At 60.6% G+C, this 16639-nt stretch carries 12 protein-coding genes; 10 read left to right on the plus strand and 2 right to left on the minus strand.

All coding sequences use genetic code 11. The features are described from left to right. Window positions 1-12 precede the first annotated feature (12 nt). The 5 genes from galT to OZX75_RS00110 all read left to right on the plus strand — a co-directional run bounded on the left by galT (window position 13) and on the right by OZX75_RS00110 (window position 6375). Window positions 13-1266, plus strand: coding sequence for a galactose-1-phosphate uridylyltransferase (gene galT / locus OZX75_RS00090; protein WP_277146222.1), 1254 nt, complete (start codon window positions 13-15; stop codon window positions 1264-1266). Between the two features lie 104 nt (window positions 1267-1370). Continuing rightward, window positions 1371-2645 (plus strand): galactokinase, encoded by a 1275-nt coding sequence (gene galK, locus OZX75_RS00095; RefSeq protein ID WP_525930244.1) that lies wholly within the window; start codon window positions 1371-1373, stop codon window positions 2643-2645. A 277-nt stretch (window positions 2646-2922) separates the two neighbouring features. Beyond that, window positions 2923-4221, plus strand: a complete 1299-nt coding sequence (locus tag OZX75_RS00100) for an MFS transporter (protein ID WP_277146223.1) — start codon at window positions 2923-2925, stop codon at window positions 4219-4221. Between the two features lie 271 nt (window positions 4222-4492). Then, complete coding sequence (locus OZX75_RS00105; RefSeq protein ID WP_277146224.1) at window positions 4493-4765, plus strand: ACT domain-containing protein; 273 nt, start codon at window positions 4493-4495, stop codon at window positions 4763-4765. 245 nt (window positions 4766-5010) lie between these two features. Further along, window positions 5011-6375, plus strand: coding sequence for a PFL family protein (locus OZX75_RS00110; RefSeq protein ID WP_277146225.1), 1365 nt, complete (start codon window positions 5011-5013; stop codon window positions 6373-6375). A 204-nt stretch (window positions 6376-6579) separates the two neighbouring features. On the opposite strand, the gene OZX75_RS00115 is transcribed toward OZX75_RS00110, so the two are convergent. Further along, the gene (locus OZX75_RS00115) at window positions 6580-7248 is read right to left on the minus strand and encodes a tRNA (cytidine(34)-2'-O)-methyltransferase (protein ID WP_277146226.1); all 669 of its coding nucleotides are present in this window, start codon (window positions 7246-7248) and stop codon (window positions 6580-6582) included. Window positions 7249-7551: 303 nt separating this feature from the next. Here OZX75_RS00115 and OZX75_RS00120 point away from each other — a divergent pair, with 303 nt between their 5' ends. Both OZX75_RS00120 and OZX75_RS00125 read left to right on the plus strand, forming a co-directional pair. Beyond that, complete coding sequence (locus tag OZX75_RS00120) at window positions 7552-8439, plus strand: HhH-GPD family protein (protein ID WP_277147543.1); 888 nt, start codon at window positions 7552-7554, stop codon at window positions 8437-8439. Between the two features lie 156 nt (window positions 8440-8595). Next, window positions 8596-9348, plus strand: coding sequence for a hypothetical protein (locus OZX75_RS00125; RefSeq protein WP_277146227.1), 753 nt, complete (start codon window positions 8596-8598; stop codon window positions 9346-9348). A gap of 148 nt (window positions 9349-9496) precedes the next feature. On the opposite strand, the gene OZX75_RS00130 is transcribed toward OZX75_RS00125, so the two are convergent. After that, a complete protein-coding gene (locus OZX75_RS00130; RefSeq protein ID WP_277146228.1) occupies window positions 9497-10663 on the minus strand; it encodes an NAD(P)/FAD-dependent oxidoreductase in 1167 nt (388 codons plus the stop codon). Window positions 10664-11015: 352 nt separating this feature from the next. Between OZX75_RS00130 and OZX75_RS00135 the strand changes: the two genes are divergently transcribed. The 3 genes from OZX75_RS00135 to rpoB all read left to right on the plus strand — a co-directional run bounded on the left by OZX75_RS00135 (window position 11016) and on the right by rpoB (window position 16573). Then, the gene (locus OZX75_RS00135; protein WP_277146229.1) at window positions 11016-11771 is read left to right on the plus strand and encodes a TetR/AcrR family transcriptional regulator; all 756 of its coding nucleotides are present in this window, start codon (window positions 11016-11018) and stop codon (window positions 11769-11771) included. Window positions 11772-11780: 9 nt separating this feature from the next. Beyond that, the gene (locus OZX75_RS00140) at window positions 11781-12761 is read left to right on the plus strand and encodes a DUF5692 family protein (protein WP_277146230.1); all 981 of its coding nucleotides are present in this window, start codon (window positions 11781-11783) and stop codon (window positions 12759-12761) included. A 245-nt stretch (window positions 12762-13006) separates the two neighbouring features. Further along, window positions 13007-16573 carry a DNA-directed RNA polymerase subunit beta gene (gene rpoB / locus OZX75_RS00145; protein WP_277146231.1) on the plus strand — a complete coding sequence of 1189 codons (3567 nt, stop codon included), beginning with the start codon at window positions 13007-13009 and terminating at the stop codon, window positions 16571-16573. The last annotated feature ends 66 nt before the right edge of the window (window positions 16574-16639 follow it).

Here is a 16639-nt window from a genome sequence, read left to right on the forward strand (position 1 = left end):
AAAGGAACAGCAATGAAGCAAGAGCAATTCAAGTATTACAAACCAGGGGAATATGCATCCGAGCATATCCGCATCACGCCCACCAAGCTGGCGGACGGACGCGATTTCTTCTATCTGGACGACGACCCGGAGTACGTTTCCGGCGCCAAGACCCGCGAGCTCGTCGACCCGCGTCCGCTGGCCGACCGATTTGCGCCGCATCGTGACGCCGACGGCAACGAAGTGCCGTACGCCGAGCCGATCATGCGCCGCGACCCGCTGACGGGCGACTGGATTCCGATGGCCGCGGCACGCATGAACCGGCCGATCACCGCCGGACCGGGGGCCACGGCCAAAGGCAACCCGCTGGCCGCACGCAAGCCCGGCGACCCCTATCAGGACGGCGAGGTGCCCGACACCGATTACGACGTGGTCATCTTTGAAAACCGTTTCCCTTCGATGGTGCAGGTACCCGGCGTGCCGGACGTGGTCACCGACGTCGACGGCAATGCGCTGTGGCAGCAGAAGCCCGCGTCCGGGCGCTGCGAGGTCATCTGCTTCGACCCCAACGAAAACGGGCTGCCGGCCGACCTGCCGGTTTCGCGTCTGCGCACGGTCGTGGAGGCATGGGCTTTCCGTACTTCCGAGATCTCGCATATGGACGGCATCGAGCAGATCTTCCCCTTCGAGAACCACGGCGCCGAAATCGGCGTCTCGCTGGCGCACCCGCACGGCCAGGTCTACTGCTATCCCTTCATCCCGCCGAAAATGGAGGCCGAATTGCAGCACACGCAGGCCTATTTCGAGCGCACCGGCGGCAACCTGCTGCGCGACATCATGAACGCCGAAATCGAGGCCGGAACACGCGTGGTGATGCGCAATTCAAGCTGGGTCGCCTACGTTCCGGCGGCCGCACGCTGGCCGTTGGAGGTGCACGTCGCGCCGGTGCGCGGTGTCAAGACCCTCGACGAGCTCAATGACCAGGAACGCTGGGACTTGGCTTCGATGTATTCGCATCTGCTGCGCCGCGGCAACGCCTTCTTCGATAAGGGCGACGGCAAGGGCATGGATTTGCCCTACATTTCCTCCTGGCATCAGGCTCCGATTCACGATTCGCGTCGCGAGAACTACCGCCTCAACCTGCAGTTCTTCTCATTCCGCCGCGCCGCCAACAAGATCAAGTATCTGGCCGGCAGCGAATCGGGCATGGCCGCGTGGGTTTCGGACACGACGCCGGAACGCATCGCCGCCCGCTTCCACGAGCTCGGCCCGATCGACATCGACTGAGCCGGCCGGCTTCGCTGCCGCGTTGCTGCGTCATTACTGCGCAACTACCGTCAATACCGTTACCAACAGCATCTCCGTCACATTCATTTCATGGAGGAAATCAAATGAGCACTATCAGAGACGTCCAATATCTTGAGCCGCTTGACGCCAAAGACGCGGTAGGTCAGGTCGCCGAGCTCTTTGTCGATACGTTTGGCGAGGCCCCCGCCGGTGTGTGGTCGGCTCCGGGGCGTGTGAACCTGATCGGCGAGCATACCGACTACAACGCCGGACTCTGCCTGCCCATCGCCTTGCCGCACCGCACGTTCATCGCCGTGGCGCCAAAGGAAAGTGGCGTGGTGCGCGTTGTCTCCAGCTTCGGCGACCGTAAACCGGCGACTGTCGACCTCGATGGGCTCAAGGCGCGGGATGTCGAAGGCTGGGCTGCCTATCCGGTCGGCGTGGCATGGGCGCTGCGCGAGGCGGGATTCGACGCGGTGAAGGGCTTCGATGCCGCATTTGTCTCGTGTGTGCCGGTCGGCGGCGGGCTGAGCTCGTCGGCCGCGATGACCTGCTCCACGGCGCTCGCGCTCGATGACATCTATCAGCTCGGCTTCGGCGGAAGCGATGAAGGGCGTGTGACACTGATCCAAGCCGCGATGAAGGCCGAAAACGACATGGCCGGGGCTTCGACCGGCGGTCTCGACCAGAACGCGTCCATGCGCTGCACCCCCAACCATGCGCTGCTGCTGGATTGCCGCCCTGAGCTCGACGCGCTGCACAGCGTTTCGCAGCAGCCGTTCGATCTCGAAACGCTGGGGCTTGAGCTGCTCGTGGTCGACACCCAGGCGAGCCATCAACTCAACGACGGCCAGTACGAGGCACGCCGCAGTATGTGTGAGGACGCCGCGAAGACGCTGGGTGTCGAAAACCTGCGCGTTGTCGCCGACAGGATTTCTCAAAGCGCCGGTGACGACGCCGATGCCGCCCAGGCCGCGCTGCAGGAGGTGCTCGACAAATTGCCCGACGAGACGATGAAAAAGCGCGTGCGTCACGTCGTCACCGAAATCTGGCGCGTGCCGGAATTCGTTGGTGCTTTCGCGGCAGGGGATGTCAAGGAGGCCGGCCGCCTGTTCAACGCCTCCCACGATTCGTTGGCCAAGGATTATGAGGTCACGGTCCCCGAGCTGGATGTCGCGGTCGACGTCGCGCGCAAGCACGGCGCGTACGGCGCCCGCATGACCGGTGGCGGCTTCGGCGGATCCATCATCGCGTTGGTCGACAAGGGCCAGGGGCGAGCGGTGGCTCAGGCCGTCGCCGACGAGTTTGCGCATCGTGGCTTCCATGCTCCGCGCGCTTTGGCGGCCGTGGCCTCCGATTCGGCGCGTAAGGAGATGTAGATTTCGCCATTCCTGAGCGGTGAGACCTGCAGCCCTTGTACGTAATGCATTTGCGGAATTGCGTGTGGGCGTTTCGTGTCACTGTGTGAACGCTCCGTGATATATCGGTTTTCGTCATATTTTCTATGTAAGGAAAATGCGTAGGGATGTGATGAAAACGGGCAGCACGTATGGGGTTTGTATGGCTGTGTGAAGATGCGGCCACAGGCCATGTACTTGCGCTGCCTCGTTGCTATAGCCTTCCAGTGGTTTTGAGATTTTGCTGGGAGGCTTTTTCATGTCGTCGTCTCGACTTTCCGCAGCCCGTCCGTGGCTGGTATTCGTAGGTTGCTGTGTGCTCTCGCTGGTCGGATTCGGCATGGTCATCAACACGCCGGGCCTCTACTATGCCGTGCTGAGCCATGATCTCGGGGTCACGCGAGCACAGGTCGCGCTGGCAACCACCATTATGAACGGTGTGGGGGCGCTGACGATGCTCGTCGCCGGACGCGTGATGCGGCGCGTCGACTCAAGGCTGCTGATCAGTGGCTGCGTGGTGGTCTGCTCGGTGGTGTTCTTCCTCGGTTCCTATTTCACGTCGCTCTGGCAGTTCTACGTGGCGTTCGTCGTCCTCGGCGTCGCCTACGTCATCCCCGTCTCGCTGGCCCCCAGCGTCCTGCTTTCCAACTGGTTCGAGGAGAAGGTCGGCATGGTCATGGGCATCGCGCTCGGGCTCTCCGGCATCGGCGGCACGATCTTCAATCCCATCGTCTCCTCGTGGATTTCGGACTTCGGCTGGCGGACCTCCTACAGGCTCACCGCGCTGGTGCTTGCCGTGTGCATCCTGCCGTTCTCGCTGCTGGTGCTGAAGTTCCTGCCCGACGCCTCGCGAGGCGAATACGCCTACGGGCACGGTCGAAAGGTGGCACCGGTTTCGACGGCGGCCACATCGACCGACTCGGTCAGCGAACGCAAGGGCGCCGAGACGGCTGCCACCACCGGCGATCTCGAGGGCATGAGCGCCCACGACGCCTACCGCACCCTCACCTTCGTGCTGCTGGCAGTCATCTCCGTGCTCCTGCAGTTCACCTCCGGGCTGGTGCAGCACGTCTCCGGCTACGAGCAGACGCGCGGGCTGAGCCTGACGCAGGGGGCGCTGGTGGTCTCCGGCATCATGCTGGGCGCGGCCCTCGGCAAGGCGAGCATCGGCATGGCCCTCGACCGCTTCAGGGTCGAGCTGGTCCTGGCGGCCTACTCGCTGGTCGGTCTCGCCGGCTGGCTGCTGATGATGCTGATCGCCTCGCCGGGTCCGGCCACGGTGTTCGGCTTCCTCGCGGGGCTGGGCCAGGGCGTGGTGCTGGTGGCGGTGCCGTGGCTCGTGCGCCGCTGCTTCGGGCCGCGCGACTACGCCGAGATCTTCAGCGGCGTGCAGGTGGCGGGCACGATGGCGCTCGCGCTGTCGGCCACGGTGCACGGCGCCGTCTTCGATATGGCCGGCACCTACCTGCCCAGTCTCTTGAGTGCGGTGGTGTTCTTCGCCATCGCCGCGGTCGGCATGCCCGCGGCGTACAGGCTTCGTCCGAGTCTCAAAAAATAATCTATATATTCGTCGCGTGCCGGCATTTGACAGTGAATGTCGCAGTGTACGGCTGTACCGGACGCGGAGCGGGGGTCGCTTTGCCGGTCGCATGTTTCGTCGTCCGGCCGGGCTCGCGTTTGTCGGTAGTGTTTGCCGATAGTACATATAAACTGTTATTTGTTAGCATTCCGGACACCGACGCCTTTGCCGCCCACATTGCATTTATACTTGGAAGTTGCAATGGCATCGGTCGGCCATCGACGTTTTCAAAATCGGGTAAGGGGTTGGCATGGATAAAGCGGTCATCACGGTGGTCGGGCAGGATACGGTCGGCATCATAGCGCAGGTATGCACCTATCTTTCGCAGCACAAAGTCAATGTTCTCGACATTTCGCAGACCATCATCGACGGATTCTTCAACATGATGATGATTGTCGATTACTCCAAGTCCGATGAAGAATTCTCGGCGTTGGTCGACGGCCTCGAAGCGCTCGGCGACAAGATCGGCGTGCGCATCCGCTGCCAGCGTGAGGAAATCTTCACGAGTATGCATCGAATCTGAATAAAGATATTCTTGATGTGATAGTTATCTCCTTCATTCTTCATTTTTGTGGGGTCTTGGTGCACCAAGCAGCGTGATTATCCATAAATGGGATGTGATTGTGGTGTTTTAGGTGGTCTTGGTGCACCAAGACCGCCTAAAACGAATGAATTGGGTATGATTCTCGGAAAAATGGCCTGCTTGGTGGCACCAACAGACGTCATAATAAGAGATTTGTGCCAGAAGCGTATGAGAGAGGCAAGCAAATGCTGAATATTATGGAGGTCCGCGAGACCAATGCGATGATTGAGCAGGAAAAGCTCGACGTGCGTACGATTACCATGGGCATTTCGTTGCTCGATTGCGCCGCCGCCGACGTGGATACGGTCTGTGACAACATCTACCGCAAAATTACCGACAAAGCGCGCGATCTCGTGAAGGTCGGCAAGGCCATCGAACGCGACTTCGGCATCCCCATCGTCAACAAGCGCATCACCGTCACCCCGATCGCGCTTGTAGGGGCCAGCTCCTGCCATTCGCCCGCTGATTTCGTCAACATCGCCCATGCGCTCGACCGTGCGGCCAAGGAGGTCGGCGTCGATCTTATCGGTGGATACTCGGCACTGGTTTCCAAATCGATGACACCGGCCGAACGCATGCTCATCGAATCGATCCCGCAGGCATTGTCGCAAACCGATATCGTCTGTTCGTCGGTCAACGTCGGCTCCACCAAAACCGGCATCGATATGGATGCCGTCGAACTGCTCGGGCACGTCATCAAAGACACCGCCTACGCCACGCGTGAGACCGACAGCGACGGATGCACCAAATTCGTGGCCTTCTGCAACGCCCCCGACGACAACCCGTTCATGGCCGGCGGTTTCCACGGCGTCACCGAAGGCGACGTGGTCGTCAACGTCGGCGTCTCCGGACCCGGCGTGGTCTCGCGTGCGCTCGATGCCGCCAAAGGCAAAGACTTCGAATTCCTGTGTGAGACCATCAAACGCACCGCCTTCAAGATCACCCGTGTAGGCCAGCTGGTCGCCCAAGAGGCCTCAAAGCAGCTCGGCGTGCCCTTCGGCATCATTGATCTGTCGCTGGCACCCACCGCGGCCGTCGGTGACTCGGTCGGCGAAGTGCTTGAGAAGATCGGGCTTGACCAGGTCGGCGCCCCCGGCACCACCGCGGCGCTCGCGATGCTCAACGATCAGGTCAAGAAGGGCGGCATCATGGCCTCTTCGTACGTCGGCGGGCTCTCCGGCGCGTTCATTCCGGTCTCTGAGGACAAGAACATGATCGACGCGGCCGCTTCCGGATGCCTGAAGATCGAAAAGCTTGAGGCGATGACCTGCGTCTGCTCGGTCGGCCTCGACATGATCGCCATTCCGGGGGAGACGACCGCTTCCACGATTTCCGGCATGATCGCCGACGAGGCCGCCATCGGCATGGTCAACCAGAAGACCACCGCCGTGCGCGTGATTCCCGTTTACGGCAAGAGTGTCGGCGAAGTCGCCAATTTCGGCGGCCTGATGGGTTATGCTCCGATCATCCCCGTCAACCAGACCTCGTGTGAGGCGTTCGTCACCCGTGGCGGCCGCATTCCCGCCCCGATCCACAGTTTCAAGAACTGAATCTCCAAACACAGCATCTGTTCATGCTATAAATAAGCCACTCAGAAACTGTGAGTGGCTCAAATATGATGCAAATATAAAAATGCGCCATATTTGAGCCGGTAGTTGATGGTCAACGGCTTATTTATGGCGCAAAATTGGGATGAGAGACCCGGGGATTAGGCGACCGGACCGGGGCTGCCTGAGGGGCCGGGAGCGGGAGGGCTACTCTCCGCCTTTGAATCCCAGCTGCCGCCACGCCTCATAGATGGCGATGGAGGCGCAGTTGGTGAGGTTGAGGGAGCGCAGCGAAGGCCGCATCGGCAGACGCACCTGCTCGGCGACGTGAGGGCCTTCCATGATGTCCATAGGATCGGGGATGTTGCCCGGCTCCGGGCCGAACAGCAGAATGTCGGTCGGGCGGTACTGCACGTCGGTATAGAGCTTGGTGGCGTGCGCGGTGAACGCGATGATACGCGAGTTGGGCATGGAGCGCACCAGGTCGTCGAAGTCGGGGTGCAGCACGACGTGGGCCATGTCGTGGTAATCCAGCCCGGCGCGGCGCAGCTTGGTGTCCTTCAAATTGAAGCCGAGCGGCTCGATCAGGTGCAGGATCGTGCCGGTCACGGCGCACAGGCGGATGGCGGAGCCGGTGTTGCCGGGGATGCGCGGGGAGTAGTAGCACAGGTGCGGCGTCACCGTCTTGGCCTCGCTGGCGTCCTTGGCGCTCATCATCGCGTCGACCACGCTGATCGGATTGCCGTGTGCGTCGGTCACGAGCTCGTCCGGCCCGTAATTGGACTTGCGATAGCCGTACTCGTACATATCGGTGACTTTGTTCTCGGGATTCTCAGATTTGCCGGCGTTTCCGGCCGTTTTCGCTGTGTCTGTCATGGTTCAAAACTATCCCCGCGAAGCGACACCGGGTGATCGGTGTGAAGGATATCGGAACAGGACCATGCGGCGGATGGCGTATTGGACTTGCCCCGGAAGTCAGGGCAATGATGATATCTCGGCTTATACGGCAGGCGGCGCGAACTGTATCGGCGTCAGGGCACAATGGTTCGGATGGCTCAGAACGATATTGATATGACGGAATCCAGAGAAACCACGCGAGAAACGAACGCCGGTTCATTCGTCACGTCCGAGAATCCGCATGAGGGGATCGAGGGTTTCGGCGCCTGTGAACTCGAGACGATGAAGCAGGAGCTGTTCGCTTGGTGGAGCGAAAACGCGCGCGACCTGCCGTGGCGATTTGGCCGTACGACGCCTTGGGGCATTCTGATTTCAGAGGTGATGAGCCAGCAGACGCAGATGAGCCGCGTGGTGCAATACTGGACCGATTGGATGGAGGTCTGGCCGGATGCCGCAAGCCTGGCGAAGGCGAGCGCCGCCGAGGTCATCACCGCGTGGGGCAGGCTTGGCTATCCGCGTCGCGCGCTGCGGCTTCAGGAATGCGCGAAGGCCGTCGCCGAACAATATCACAACGAGCTTCCGAAAACGTACGATGAGCTGGTCGCGCTTCCCGGCATCGGCGACTACACGGCCAGCGCGGTGATGAGTTTTGCGTTCGGGCGTCGCATCGCCGTGCTCGACACCAACGTTCGCCGTGTGCTCTGGCGCACGTTCAAAGGCGAGGAATCCTTCGGCGGTGCCACGAAACCCGCGGAACGCGAGCTGGCCAACGCCGTCCTGCCGCAAGACCCGAAGGAGAGCGTGACATGGAACGAAGCGCTGATCGAGCTGGGCGCGCTGGTCTGCACCGCCAAGAATCCCAAGATCGACGAGGACCCGTGGGCCGCCCACAGCCGTTTCTACGCCGCCGGTTGCCCGCATATGGGCGAGAAGCGCACACGTCCGCGCCAGAGCTTCAAGGGCACCAACCGACAGGTGCGGGGTATCGTTCTGAACGCCTTGCGCGCGCTTTCGGGTACGGAATCCGGAGATAAAGCCGCGTCGCTTTCGCGCGGCGATGTCGAAAAACTCTGGGACGATCACATTCAGCTGGACGCTTGCATCGCCAGCCTCGACGAAGACGGTCTCATAGAAATCGGTCCGAACGGTTCGTTGCATCTGCCGCGTTGAGGCGTCGATGGTCGGTGTCGTCGGCCCGTTCACCTTTGATGCGTCATGTTGGCTGGTGCAACGGAACTATAGGGCGGCGAAGCCGTCATGTGTTTCTTCTCGTTGGAAAGTATCGGTAGGCGCCTGAATTCAGCAAGGTCGTTTACACTTGAAGGTATGACCACTCAGCAACCGCAGAAGCGCCGGGGAAAGCGCAAGACAACCAAGGAGATGCAGCGCGTCTATCTGCGCCGCCGCATCGTCGTGGGCGTGGTTGCGCTGGCGCTTCTGGCGTTGATCGGGTTCGGTATCTACAAACTCGCGACCAGCGTCTTCGCGACCTATCATGATCACGGCGGGGCGGCGGCTTCGAACTCGTCCGTTTCCGGCCATCACAAGAAGGCCGCATCTTCCAAGAAATCCGATAATAGCAATAATCAGGATAAGGCCAACCAAAGCAGTGTAAAGAAATGCGGCGCCAAGGACGTGAAGCTTGAACTGACTCCGGTCTCGCAAAGTGTCGGGGTTGGCGGAACGCTTGATTTCAAGGCGACCATCCGCTATGAAGGCGGCGATTCCTGCCTGGTCGACGCCTCGAACGCTTCACGCATCCTTACGATTTCCAACGTTTCCGGTTCGGAGTCGTCTTCCGACGCTGGTGCGGATTCAGGCGACGGCAAGACGAAGAGCGGCCAAGGCAATGGTGTCGTCTGGAGTTCGGCCGTTTGCCCTGCGGATCCGCGCAATCTCTTGATGGCCAAGGGGGACAAGGACGTGCAGAAAATCACCTGGCCGGCCGACAGCACCGGATCCACTTGCGTTCCCGACGAGCAGCTTCCGCGTGTGGAACGCGGCACGTATCTGGCCCAGCTGCGGCTCAAAGACCATCCGGGCGTGAAAAGCGAGAAAGTTCCGATTACCGTCGAGTAAGCGGACAAGTAAGCAAACAGGGCGTCGAACAGCAGGGAAGGCTGTCGCTTCCGAAATCCAGAAATCCCGAACAACCGCGCAGACTGTGTCTTCGGGAATCCCGAATAATACCCGAGTTTTCCAATATGCCCGGGTTCTCAAATGATTCCTATACGATGGAGTCCCTGAAGTACTTGTTCATCCTGTTGATGAGCAGCCGCACTTTGGCGCCCTTGAGCCGCGTGTAGTTGCCCCTGGAGTCCTCAAGCTGGGCGACGCCGGAATGGGGGCCGAGCGGCAGAATCGTGCCGTATGGCCTGAAGACGAACCTGAAGGTGCGTCCGCCTTGCATCAGCGAAAGCACATTGGCGGCGGCACAATCCGCTTGCTGAATGGCGAGCTGGGCGCTGGCCGGGTAGACGCGGCCGTTTTGCGGGTTCGGCACGGCGGAAACATCTCCGATCACGAATTCGCGTGGCCAGCCGCCGTCGGCCTCCACCACCGATAGGTCGTCGCGCACGATGACGCGGCTGAATTTCTGGGCATAGCCGGAAACCGGAACGACCTGGCTGCCTCGGATTCCCGTCGCCCAGACGATGGTGTTGGCGTGGAAAGTCTGATTGCCGACGAAGACGGCTCCCGGCTCCACGTGCGTGACGCGCGAATTGGCGTGGAAGACAACGCCTCTGCTGCCCAGATACTCCATGATCCATTCGGTGAGTTTCGGGTCGAAACGGTACAGCGGTTTGGGATTGGAGGCGAAGCAGTGGACCTCCATGCGTTCGGCCGGTACACCGAATTGTTTCGCGAGGCCGGGAAGCTGGTAGAGCAGCGCGGCCATGAACGCGACGGCCGAGAACCCGTCTCCGCACACCGCGATACGCAGGTCGTACGGGTTTTGGCTGAGGTGGTAATCCGTGAGCACCCGCTCGATGTGACTTCGTGCGCTCATCGCGTCGTTGAGGGTGATCAGAGGCAGGACGTTGCCGGTGGCTCCCGGAACGTCGGGCGTGGAGGACGCCCCGCCCAGTGCGTTGATCAGGTAGTCGTAGAATACCAGTCCGTTGCGGCGCAGCTCAACGGCTCGGATGTCGTGGTCGATCCTCGTCACCTCGTCGATGACGACGGTGACTCCGGGATTGACCGTTTCGCGAAGATTGAAGCTGATTTCGGACGGGTCGGTTCTGCCGACGGCCACTTCATGAAGCCGTGCGGTGTCGTAATGGTAAGGGTCCCTGTTGACCAGCATTATTTCCGCGTTGGGGTTCTGGGCGACGAGCTGCTTTACTGCGTGTAGGCCCGCGTAACCTGCGCCAAGTACCATGATTCTTCTCATGAGCTCTTCCGATGCAATCTAGAATTCTCAGTAACAACCGCTTAATATCATATGTAATCTTACTATGATACGCGAAGTTTCCAAGACGACAACGCGACCCTGATGGTTCTTGCCCTTTGATCGTGCGGTTATTCGTCGCTTTATGGGCGTGCTGGTTGTCTCGTCGATTGTGACTGGTGAGCCAACAAAACGTTATCTTTACGATTATTTTTATACGGCACTTTGCAATTTGACACATTGTCAATCTTGGTATTACACTATGAAGACAGAGATTGACAATGTGTCAACGGCATCTATGGGGATGCCGGCGAATGCGGTTTGGCGCCGGCCGTAGAAGTAAAGGGTTTCAGCGATGAGTACCGTTACAGTGGAGAGCAAGCAGGCGGATACGTTATTGCATTCCGGCATCGAACAAGCGAAAAGCAAACGCGATCAAATCGTTCGCGCCGCCCAGGAAATGAGTTTGAAAAAGGGTTTTACCCACATCACCATCAAGGACATCGCCAACAAAGTCGGGATGACCCGCTCGCTGTTTTACCATTATTTCAAAAACAAGGATGCCGTGGCCGAAGCGGTTCTCGACGAAGCCGTCGACCGGATTATCGACCGGATCGACACTTGGAACGAGACCAGGCAAGCGGGCAACGTCGATAAAGCGATGAACGACATCGTTCGCCTGATGCGCGATATCCTGAACGACGAGGGGCCCTTCAGCCAGCATCTGGTCGAATCGGGTAATGGCGAGCTCTACATACGTTTCGTCGATCAGGTCTCGCAGCGCGTCGCGGACTATATCGAACACACCGCGGCACAGGATTTCGCGCGGTTGCATGGCGGGCTTCCCGTACGTCATTTGCACGAGACCTTGGCCATGTTGATTTCCGGTTTGATCGCCATCCTGCGTGCGCACCCGGATACGCCAGATGAGACCATCATCGAAATCCTGGCGCAGACCCTCCATCTGGAGTCTTATCGCAACTCCCGTGGTTCGCGCTTGGATGCTCCTGCAACTGGGAGTCAATCATCTCAGCCTTCTTCTCAGCCGTCTCAGCTGTCTAAACGTCTGAAAGAACAACAAGAACAATCAACAACAAAGGAAAGGAAGTAGGTAAGTACCATGTTATTCCAAGTCTATGGGGGCAATGCCCTGTATCAATGGCTGGGATGGGCGCTGGTTTTCGTGGCCCTTATCGCCGCCAATGAAATCTCCCGACGCAGCAAAGTCGGCGGTCTGCTGTGCTTCGTGGGTATCCCCGCCGCGCTGACCGTCTATTTCGTCTCCATTTATGTGGGTGCGGCCATGGGCGCCAGCTGGGCCCTGAACAACCCCACCTACACAGAGATGAACGGCTGGTTCCACTACGCCAAGCTCTACGCGGCCACGGCCGGCTGCATCGGCTTCATGATCTTGAAGTACGGCTGGGGCAAACTCGGCAAGGTCCACTGGTTCAAGTGCTTCCCATTCATCATCGTCGCCATCAACATCCTCATCGCCGTCGTCTCCGATTTCGAATCGGCGTTCCGCGGCTGGGGGACCACCTTCGTCTCCAGTGAAGGCGTGACGCTTATGGGCGGCTGGTTCAACGTCTTCAACGGCGTGGCCGGCCTCATCAACATCTTCTGCATGACCGGCTGGTTCGGCATCTACGCTTCCAAGGGCAAGCAGGACATGCTCTGGCCCGACATGACCTGGGTTTTCATCCTGGCCTACGATCTGTGGAACTTCTGCTACACCTACAACTGCCTGCCGACCCACGCCTGGTACTGCGGCCTGGCGCTGCTGCTCGCCCCGACCTTTGCCAACTTCCTGTGGAACAAGGGCGGCTGGATTCAGAACAGGGCGGCGACCTTGGCCATGTGGTGCATGTTCGCCCAGGTCTTCCCGCTCTTCCTCGACTCCAAGCACTCCCGTTTCGCGGTGAATTCGGTCAACAACTACAACGTCAACCTGGCCGTCTCCGTCGTCGCTCTGGCCGTCAACATCGGCGCGCTCGCCTACATTCTGTACAGGGCGAAGAAGCTGGGTGTCAATCCTTGGATGAAGGAAGTCTTCAAGGGCACGCGCGACTACGACCAGGCCATGGCCCGCGCCGAGTAACTCTGCTCGAACTCAACCGCACCCCGATTATTGAACAATGGGAATTCTGTTCTGATGATCGGGGTGTTTCGATGGTGAAATAGTTGCTATTTCGTCTTCCTTTCGTGTATAATAGATACTTTGCATAAGGTGTGTCATATTGCGGGCATGCTCTAACGACGAAGCGCCCGCGTAGTGTAGCCGTTTGCGGCGCGTTTCCTCGGTGAAGAATAGACAAAGATCAAGCGAGCGATAAGGAACGTCCATTGGCTGAAAATAAGCTCAAGACGAACACCACACAAGTCATCGCACGCGCCGATGAGCACGACATCAAGTTGCATAAGGCGTCGGACCGTGTGAATTTCGGTTCCATCAGGGAACCCATCGATGTGCCCTACCTTCTGGGGGTGCAGACCGATAGCTTCGATTGGCTCATCGGCAACGCACGCTGGAAGAAGAAGGCCGAAGCCGATATCAAGGCTGGCACCAACAATGTGGCCCATACCTCCGGCCTGCAGGAGGTCTTCGAGGAGATTTCCCCGATCGAGAACTTCGCGCAGACCATGAGCCTGACCTTCTCCGACCCGTACTTCGAGGAGCCGCGTCACACGGTCCAGGAGTGCAAGGAGAAGGATTACACCTATTCCGCACCGCTCTACGTCAACGCCGAGTTCGAGAACGGCGACACCGGCGAGATCAAGAGCCAGACCGTGTTCATGGGCGACTTCCCTCTGCAGACCCCGCACGGCACCTTCATCATCGGCGGCACCGAGCGTGTCATCGTCTCGCAGCTCGTGCGTTCCCCGGGCGTCTACTTCGACCGCACCCCCGACCGCACCAGCGACAAGGAGGTCTTCGGCGCGAAGATCATCCCGTCGCGCGGCGCATGGCTCGAGTTCGAGATCGACAAGCGCGACGTTTTGGGCGTGCGCGTCGACCGCAAGCGCAAGCAGTCCGCCATCGTCTTCCTCATGGCCATCGGCATGACCAAGGACGAGATCGCCAAGTCCTTCAAGGATTACCCGCTGGTGCTCGATGCCCTCGAAAAGGAGACCATCAACACGCAGGACGAGGCCCTGACCGACCTGTACCGCAAGATCCGTCCGGCCGACACCGCCACGCCGGAAGCCGGCAAGAACCTCTTGGAGTCCTTCTACTTCAACAACCATCGTTACGACCTCGCACGCGTCGGCCGCTACAAGATCAACCGCAAGCTGGGCCTCGAGGCCGAGCCGACCGATCGCAGCCTCAGCCGCGAAGACATCATCGCCACCATCAAGTACCTCGTGGCGCTGCATGCCGGCGACAAGACCTTCCCGGGACGTCGCAACGGCGAGGACGTCGACCTTCGCGTCGAGACCGACGATATCGACCACTTCGGCAACCGTCGTATCCGCCAGGTCGGCGAGCTCATCCAGAACCAGCTGCGTACCGGCCTGAGCCGTATGGAGCGCGTGGTTCGCGAGCGTATGACAACCCAGGACGCCGAGGCCATCACCCCGCAGTCCCTGATCAACATCCGCCCCGTCAACGCGACCATCAAGGAGTTCTTCGGAACCTCCCAGCTCTCGCAGTTCATGGACCAGAACAACCCGCTTTCCGGCGTGACCAACAAGCGTCGTCTCTCCGCGCTGGGCCCCGGCGGCCTTTCGCGCGACCGCGCCTCCATGGAGGTCCGCGACGTCCACCCGTCCCACTTCGGCCGCATGTGCCCGATCGAGTCCCCTGAAGGCCCGAACATCGGCCTCATCGGTTCGCTGGCGACCTTCGGACGCGTCAATCCGTTCGGCTTCATCGAGACCCCGTACCGCAAGGTCGTCAACGGCCACGTGACCAACGAGATCGAGTACATGACCGCAGACCGCGATGCCGAGCACGTCATCGCCCAGGCCAACCAGAAGCTGGACGAGAACGGCAACTTCGTCGAGAAGACCGCGCTGGTCCGTTCCGGCGAGGACGAGGCCGTCGATGTGCCGGTCAGCGACGTCGACTACATGGACGTCTCCCCGCGCCAGATGGTCTCCGTCGGTGCCTCGCTGATTCCGTTCCTGGAGCACGATGAGGGCCACCGAGCACTGATGGGCACCAACATGCAGCGTCAGGCCGTCCCGCTCGTGCAAAGCGAGCGCCCGCTGGTGGGCACCGGCGCCGAATGGCGCACCGCCTACGATTCCGGAGACACCATCCTCTCCGAAAAGGACGGTGTCGTCAGCTATGTCTCCGGCGACATCATCCGCGTGGCCAACGACGACGGAACCCAGTCGAGCTACAAGCTCGCCAAGTTCCAGCGCTCCAACCAGACCACCAACTACAACCAGCGTCCGCTGGTCCATGACGGCGAGCGCGTCGAGCGTGGCAGCGTTCTGGCCGACGGCCCCGCCACCCAGAAGGGCGACCTGGCGCTGGGCAAGAACGTGCTGGTCGCGTTCATGCCTTGGAACGGCTACAACTACGAGGACGCCGTCATCATCTCGCAGAGGCTGGTGAAAGACGACACCTATTCCTCCATCCACATCGAGGAATATGAAATCGACGCCCGCGACACCAAGCTCGGTGCCGAGGAGATCACCCGCGACCTGCCGAACGTCGGCGAGGAAGCGGTGGCGAACCTCGACGAGCGCGGCATCATCCGCATCGGTGCCGAGGTCGAGGCCGGCGACATCCTGGTCGGCAAGGTCACGCCTAAGGGCGAGACCGAGCTCACCCCTGAGGAGCGTCTGCTGCGCGCCATCTTCGGCGAGAAGAGCCGCGAAGTGCGCGACACCTCGCTGCGTGTGCCTCACGGCGAGACCGGCACGGTCATCTCCATCAAGGAGATCACCCGCGACGAGGCCGAAGAGGACGGCGACGAGCTGCCCAACGGCGTCAATTCGATGATTCGTGTCTACATCGCCCAGCACCGCAAGATCACGGTGGGCGACAAGATGTCCGGCCGCCACGGCAACAAGGGCTGCATCTCCCGCATCCTTCCGGAAGAGGACATGCCGTTCCTGCCCGATGGCACCCCGATCGACATCATGTTGAACCCTCTGGGCGTCCCGTCCCGTATGAACCTGGGTCAGGTCCTCGAGCTGCACCTGGGCTGGATCGCTCACGCAGGCTGGGACATCAAGCTCGACCCTGATCTCGAGGCCGAATGGAAGAAGTACGTGCCGCAGGGCGCCGAGCACGGCGAGCCGAACACCCCGGTGGCCACCCCCGTCTTCGACGGCGTGCGTCCCGACGTGATCCAGGGCCTGCTGCGCAGCACCCTTCCCGACCGCGACGGCAACAAGCTCGTGGGCGAAGACGGCAAGGCGACCCTCTTTGACGGCCGTACCGGCGAGCCCTTCCCGAAGCCGATCTCCGTGGGCTATATGTACATGCTCAAGCTGCACCACCTCGTGGACGACAAGATCCATGCGCGTTCCACCGGCCCGTACTCCATGATCACCCAGCAGCCGTTGGGCGGCAAGGCCCAGTTCGGCGGTCAGCGCTTCGGCGAGATGGAGGTGTGGGCCCTCGAGGCCTACGGCGCCGCCTACACGCTGCACGAGATGATGACCACCAAGTCCGATGACGTCGACGGCCGCGTGCGCGCCTACGGTGCCATCGTCAAGGGCGAGAACCTGCCGCCGGCCGGCATTCCCGAGTCCTTCAAGGTGTTGCTTAAGGAGATGCAGTCGCTGTCGCTCAACGTCGAAGTGCTGAACGCCGACGGCGTGGCCATCGACCTGAACGACGCCGAGGACGACCCTGTGGGCAACTCGAACGATCTCGGCTTCAACATCGGCGCCCGCCCGGACGCCTCGGCCAAGGACGATCAGGCGGCGCCTCAGCCGGAATACCGCTAGAGGCAACGCTTCAACAAACGGCTTGAGCCTGGGCTTGGCGAATAAGAACACCAAGCCCGGCAGGCC

It is taken from the genome of Bifidobacterium sp. ESL0800 (assembly GCF_029395355.1).
Classification (GTDB): Bacteria; Actinomycetota; Actinomycetes; order Actinomycetales; family Bifidobacteriaceae; genus Bifidobacterium.

Excerpts from the sequence above, each read along its gene's own strand:
- galT (WP_277146222.1), top strand. The coding sequence starts at position 13 with ATGAAGCAAGAGCAATTCAAGTATTACAAACCAGGGGAATATGCATCC.
- galK (WP_525930244.1), top strand. The coding sequence starts at position 1,371 with ATGAGCACTATCAGAGACGTCCAATATCTTGAGCCGCTTGACGCCAAA.
- OZX75_RS00100 (WP_277146223.1), top strand. The coding sequence starts at position 2,923 with ATGTCGTCGTCTCGACTTTCCGCAGCCCGTCCGTGGCTGGTATTCGTA.
- OZX75_RS00105 (WP_277146224.1), top strand. The coding sequence starts at position 4,493 with ATGGATAAAGCGGTCATCACGGTGGTCGGGCAGGATACGGTCGGCATC.
- OZX75_RS00110 (WP_277146225.1), top strand. The coding sequence starts at position 5,011 with ATGCTGAATATTATGGAGGTCCGCGAGACCAATGCGATGATTGAGCAG.
- OZX75_RS00115 (WP_277146226.1), bottom strand. The coding sequence starts at position 7,248 with ATGACAGACACAGCGAAAACGGCCGGAAACGCCGGCAAATCTGAGAAT.
- OZX75_RS00120 (WP_277147543.1), top strand. The coding sequence starts at position 7,552 with ATGAAGCAGGAGCTGTTCGCTTGGTGGAGCGAAAACGCGCGCGACCTG.
- OZX75_RS00125 (WP_277146227.1), top strand. The coding sequence starts at position 8,596 with ATGACCACTCAGCAACCGCAGAAGCGCCGGGGAAAGCGCAAGACAACC.
- OZX75_RS00130 (WP_277146228.1), bottom strand. The coding sequence starts at position 10,663 with ATGAGAAGAATCATGGTACTTGGCGCAGGTTACGCGGGCCTACACGCA.
- OZX75_RS00135 (WP_277146229.1), top strand. The coding sequence starts at position 11,016 with ATGAGTACCGTTACAGTGGAGAGCAAGCAGGCGGATACGTTATTGCAT.
- OZX75_RS00140 (WP_277146230.1), top strand. The coding sequence starts at position 11,781 with ATGTTATTCCAAGTCTATGGGGGCAATGCCCTGTATCAATGGCTGGGA.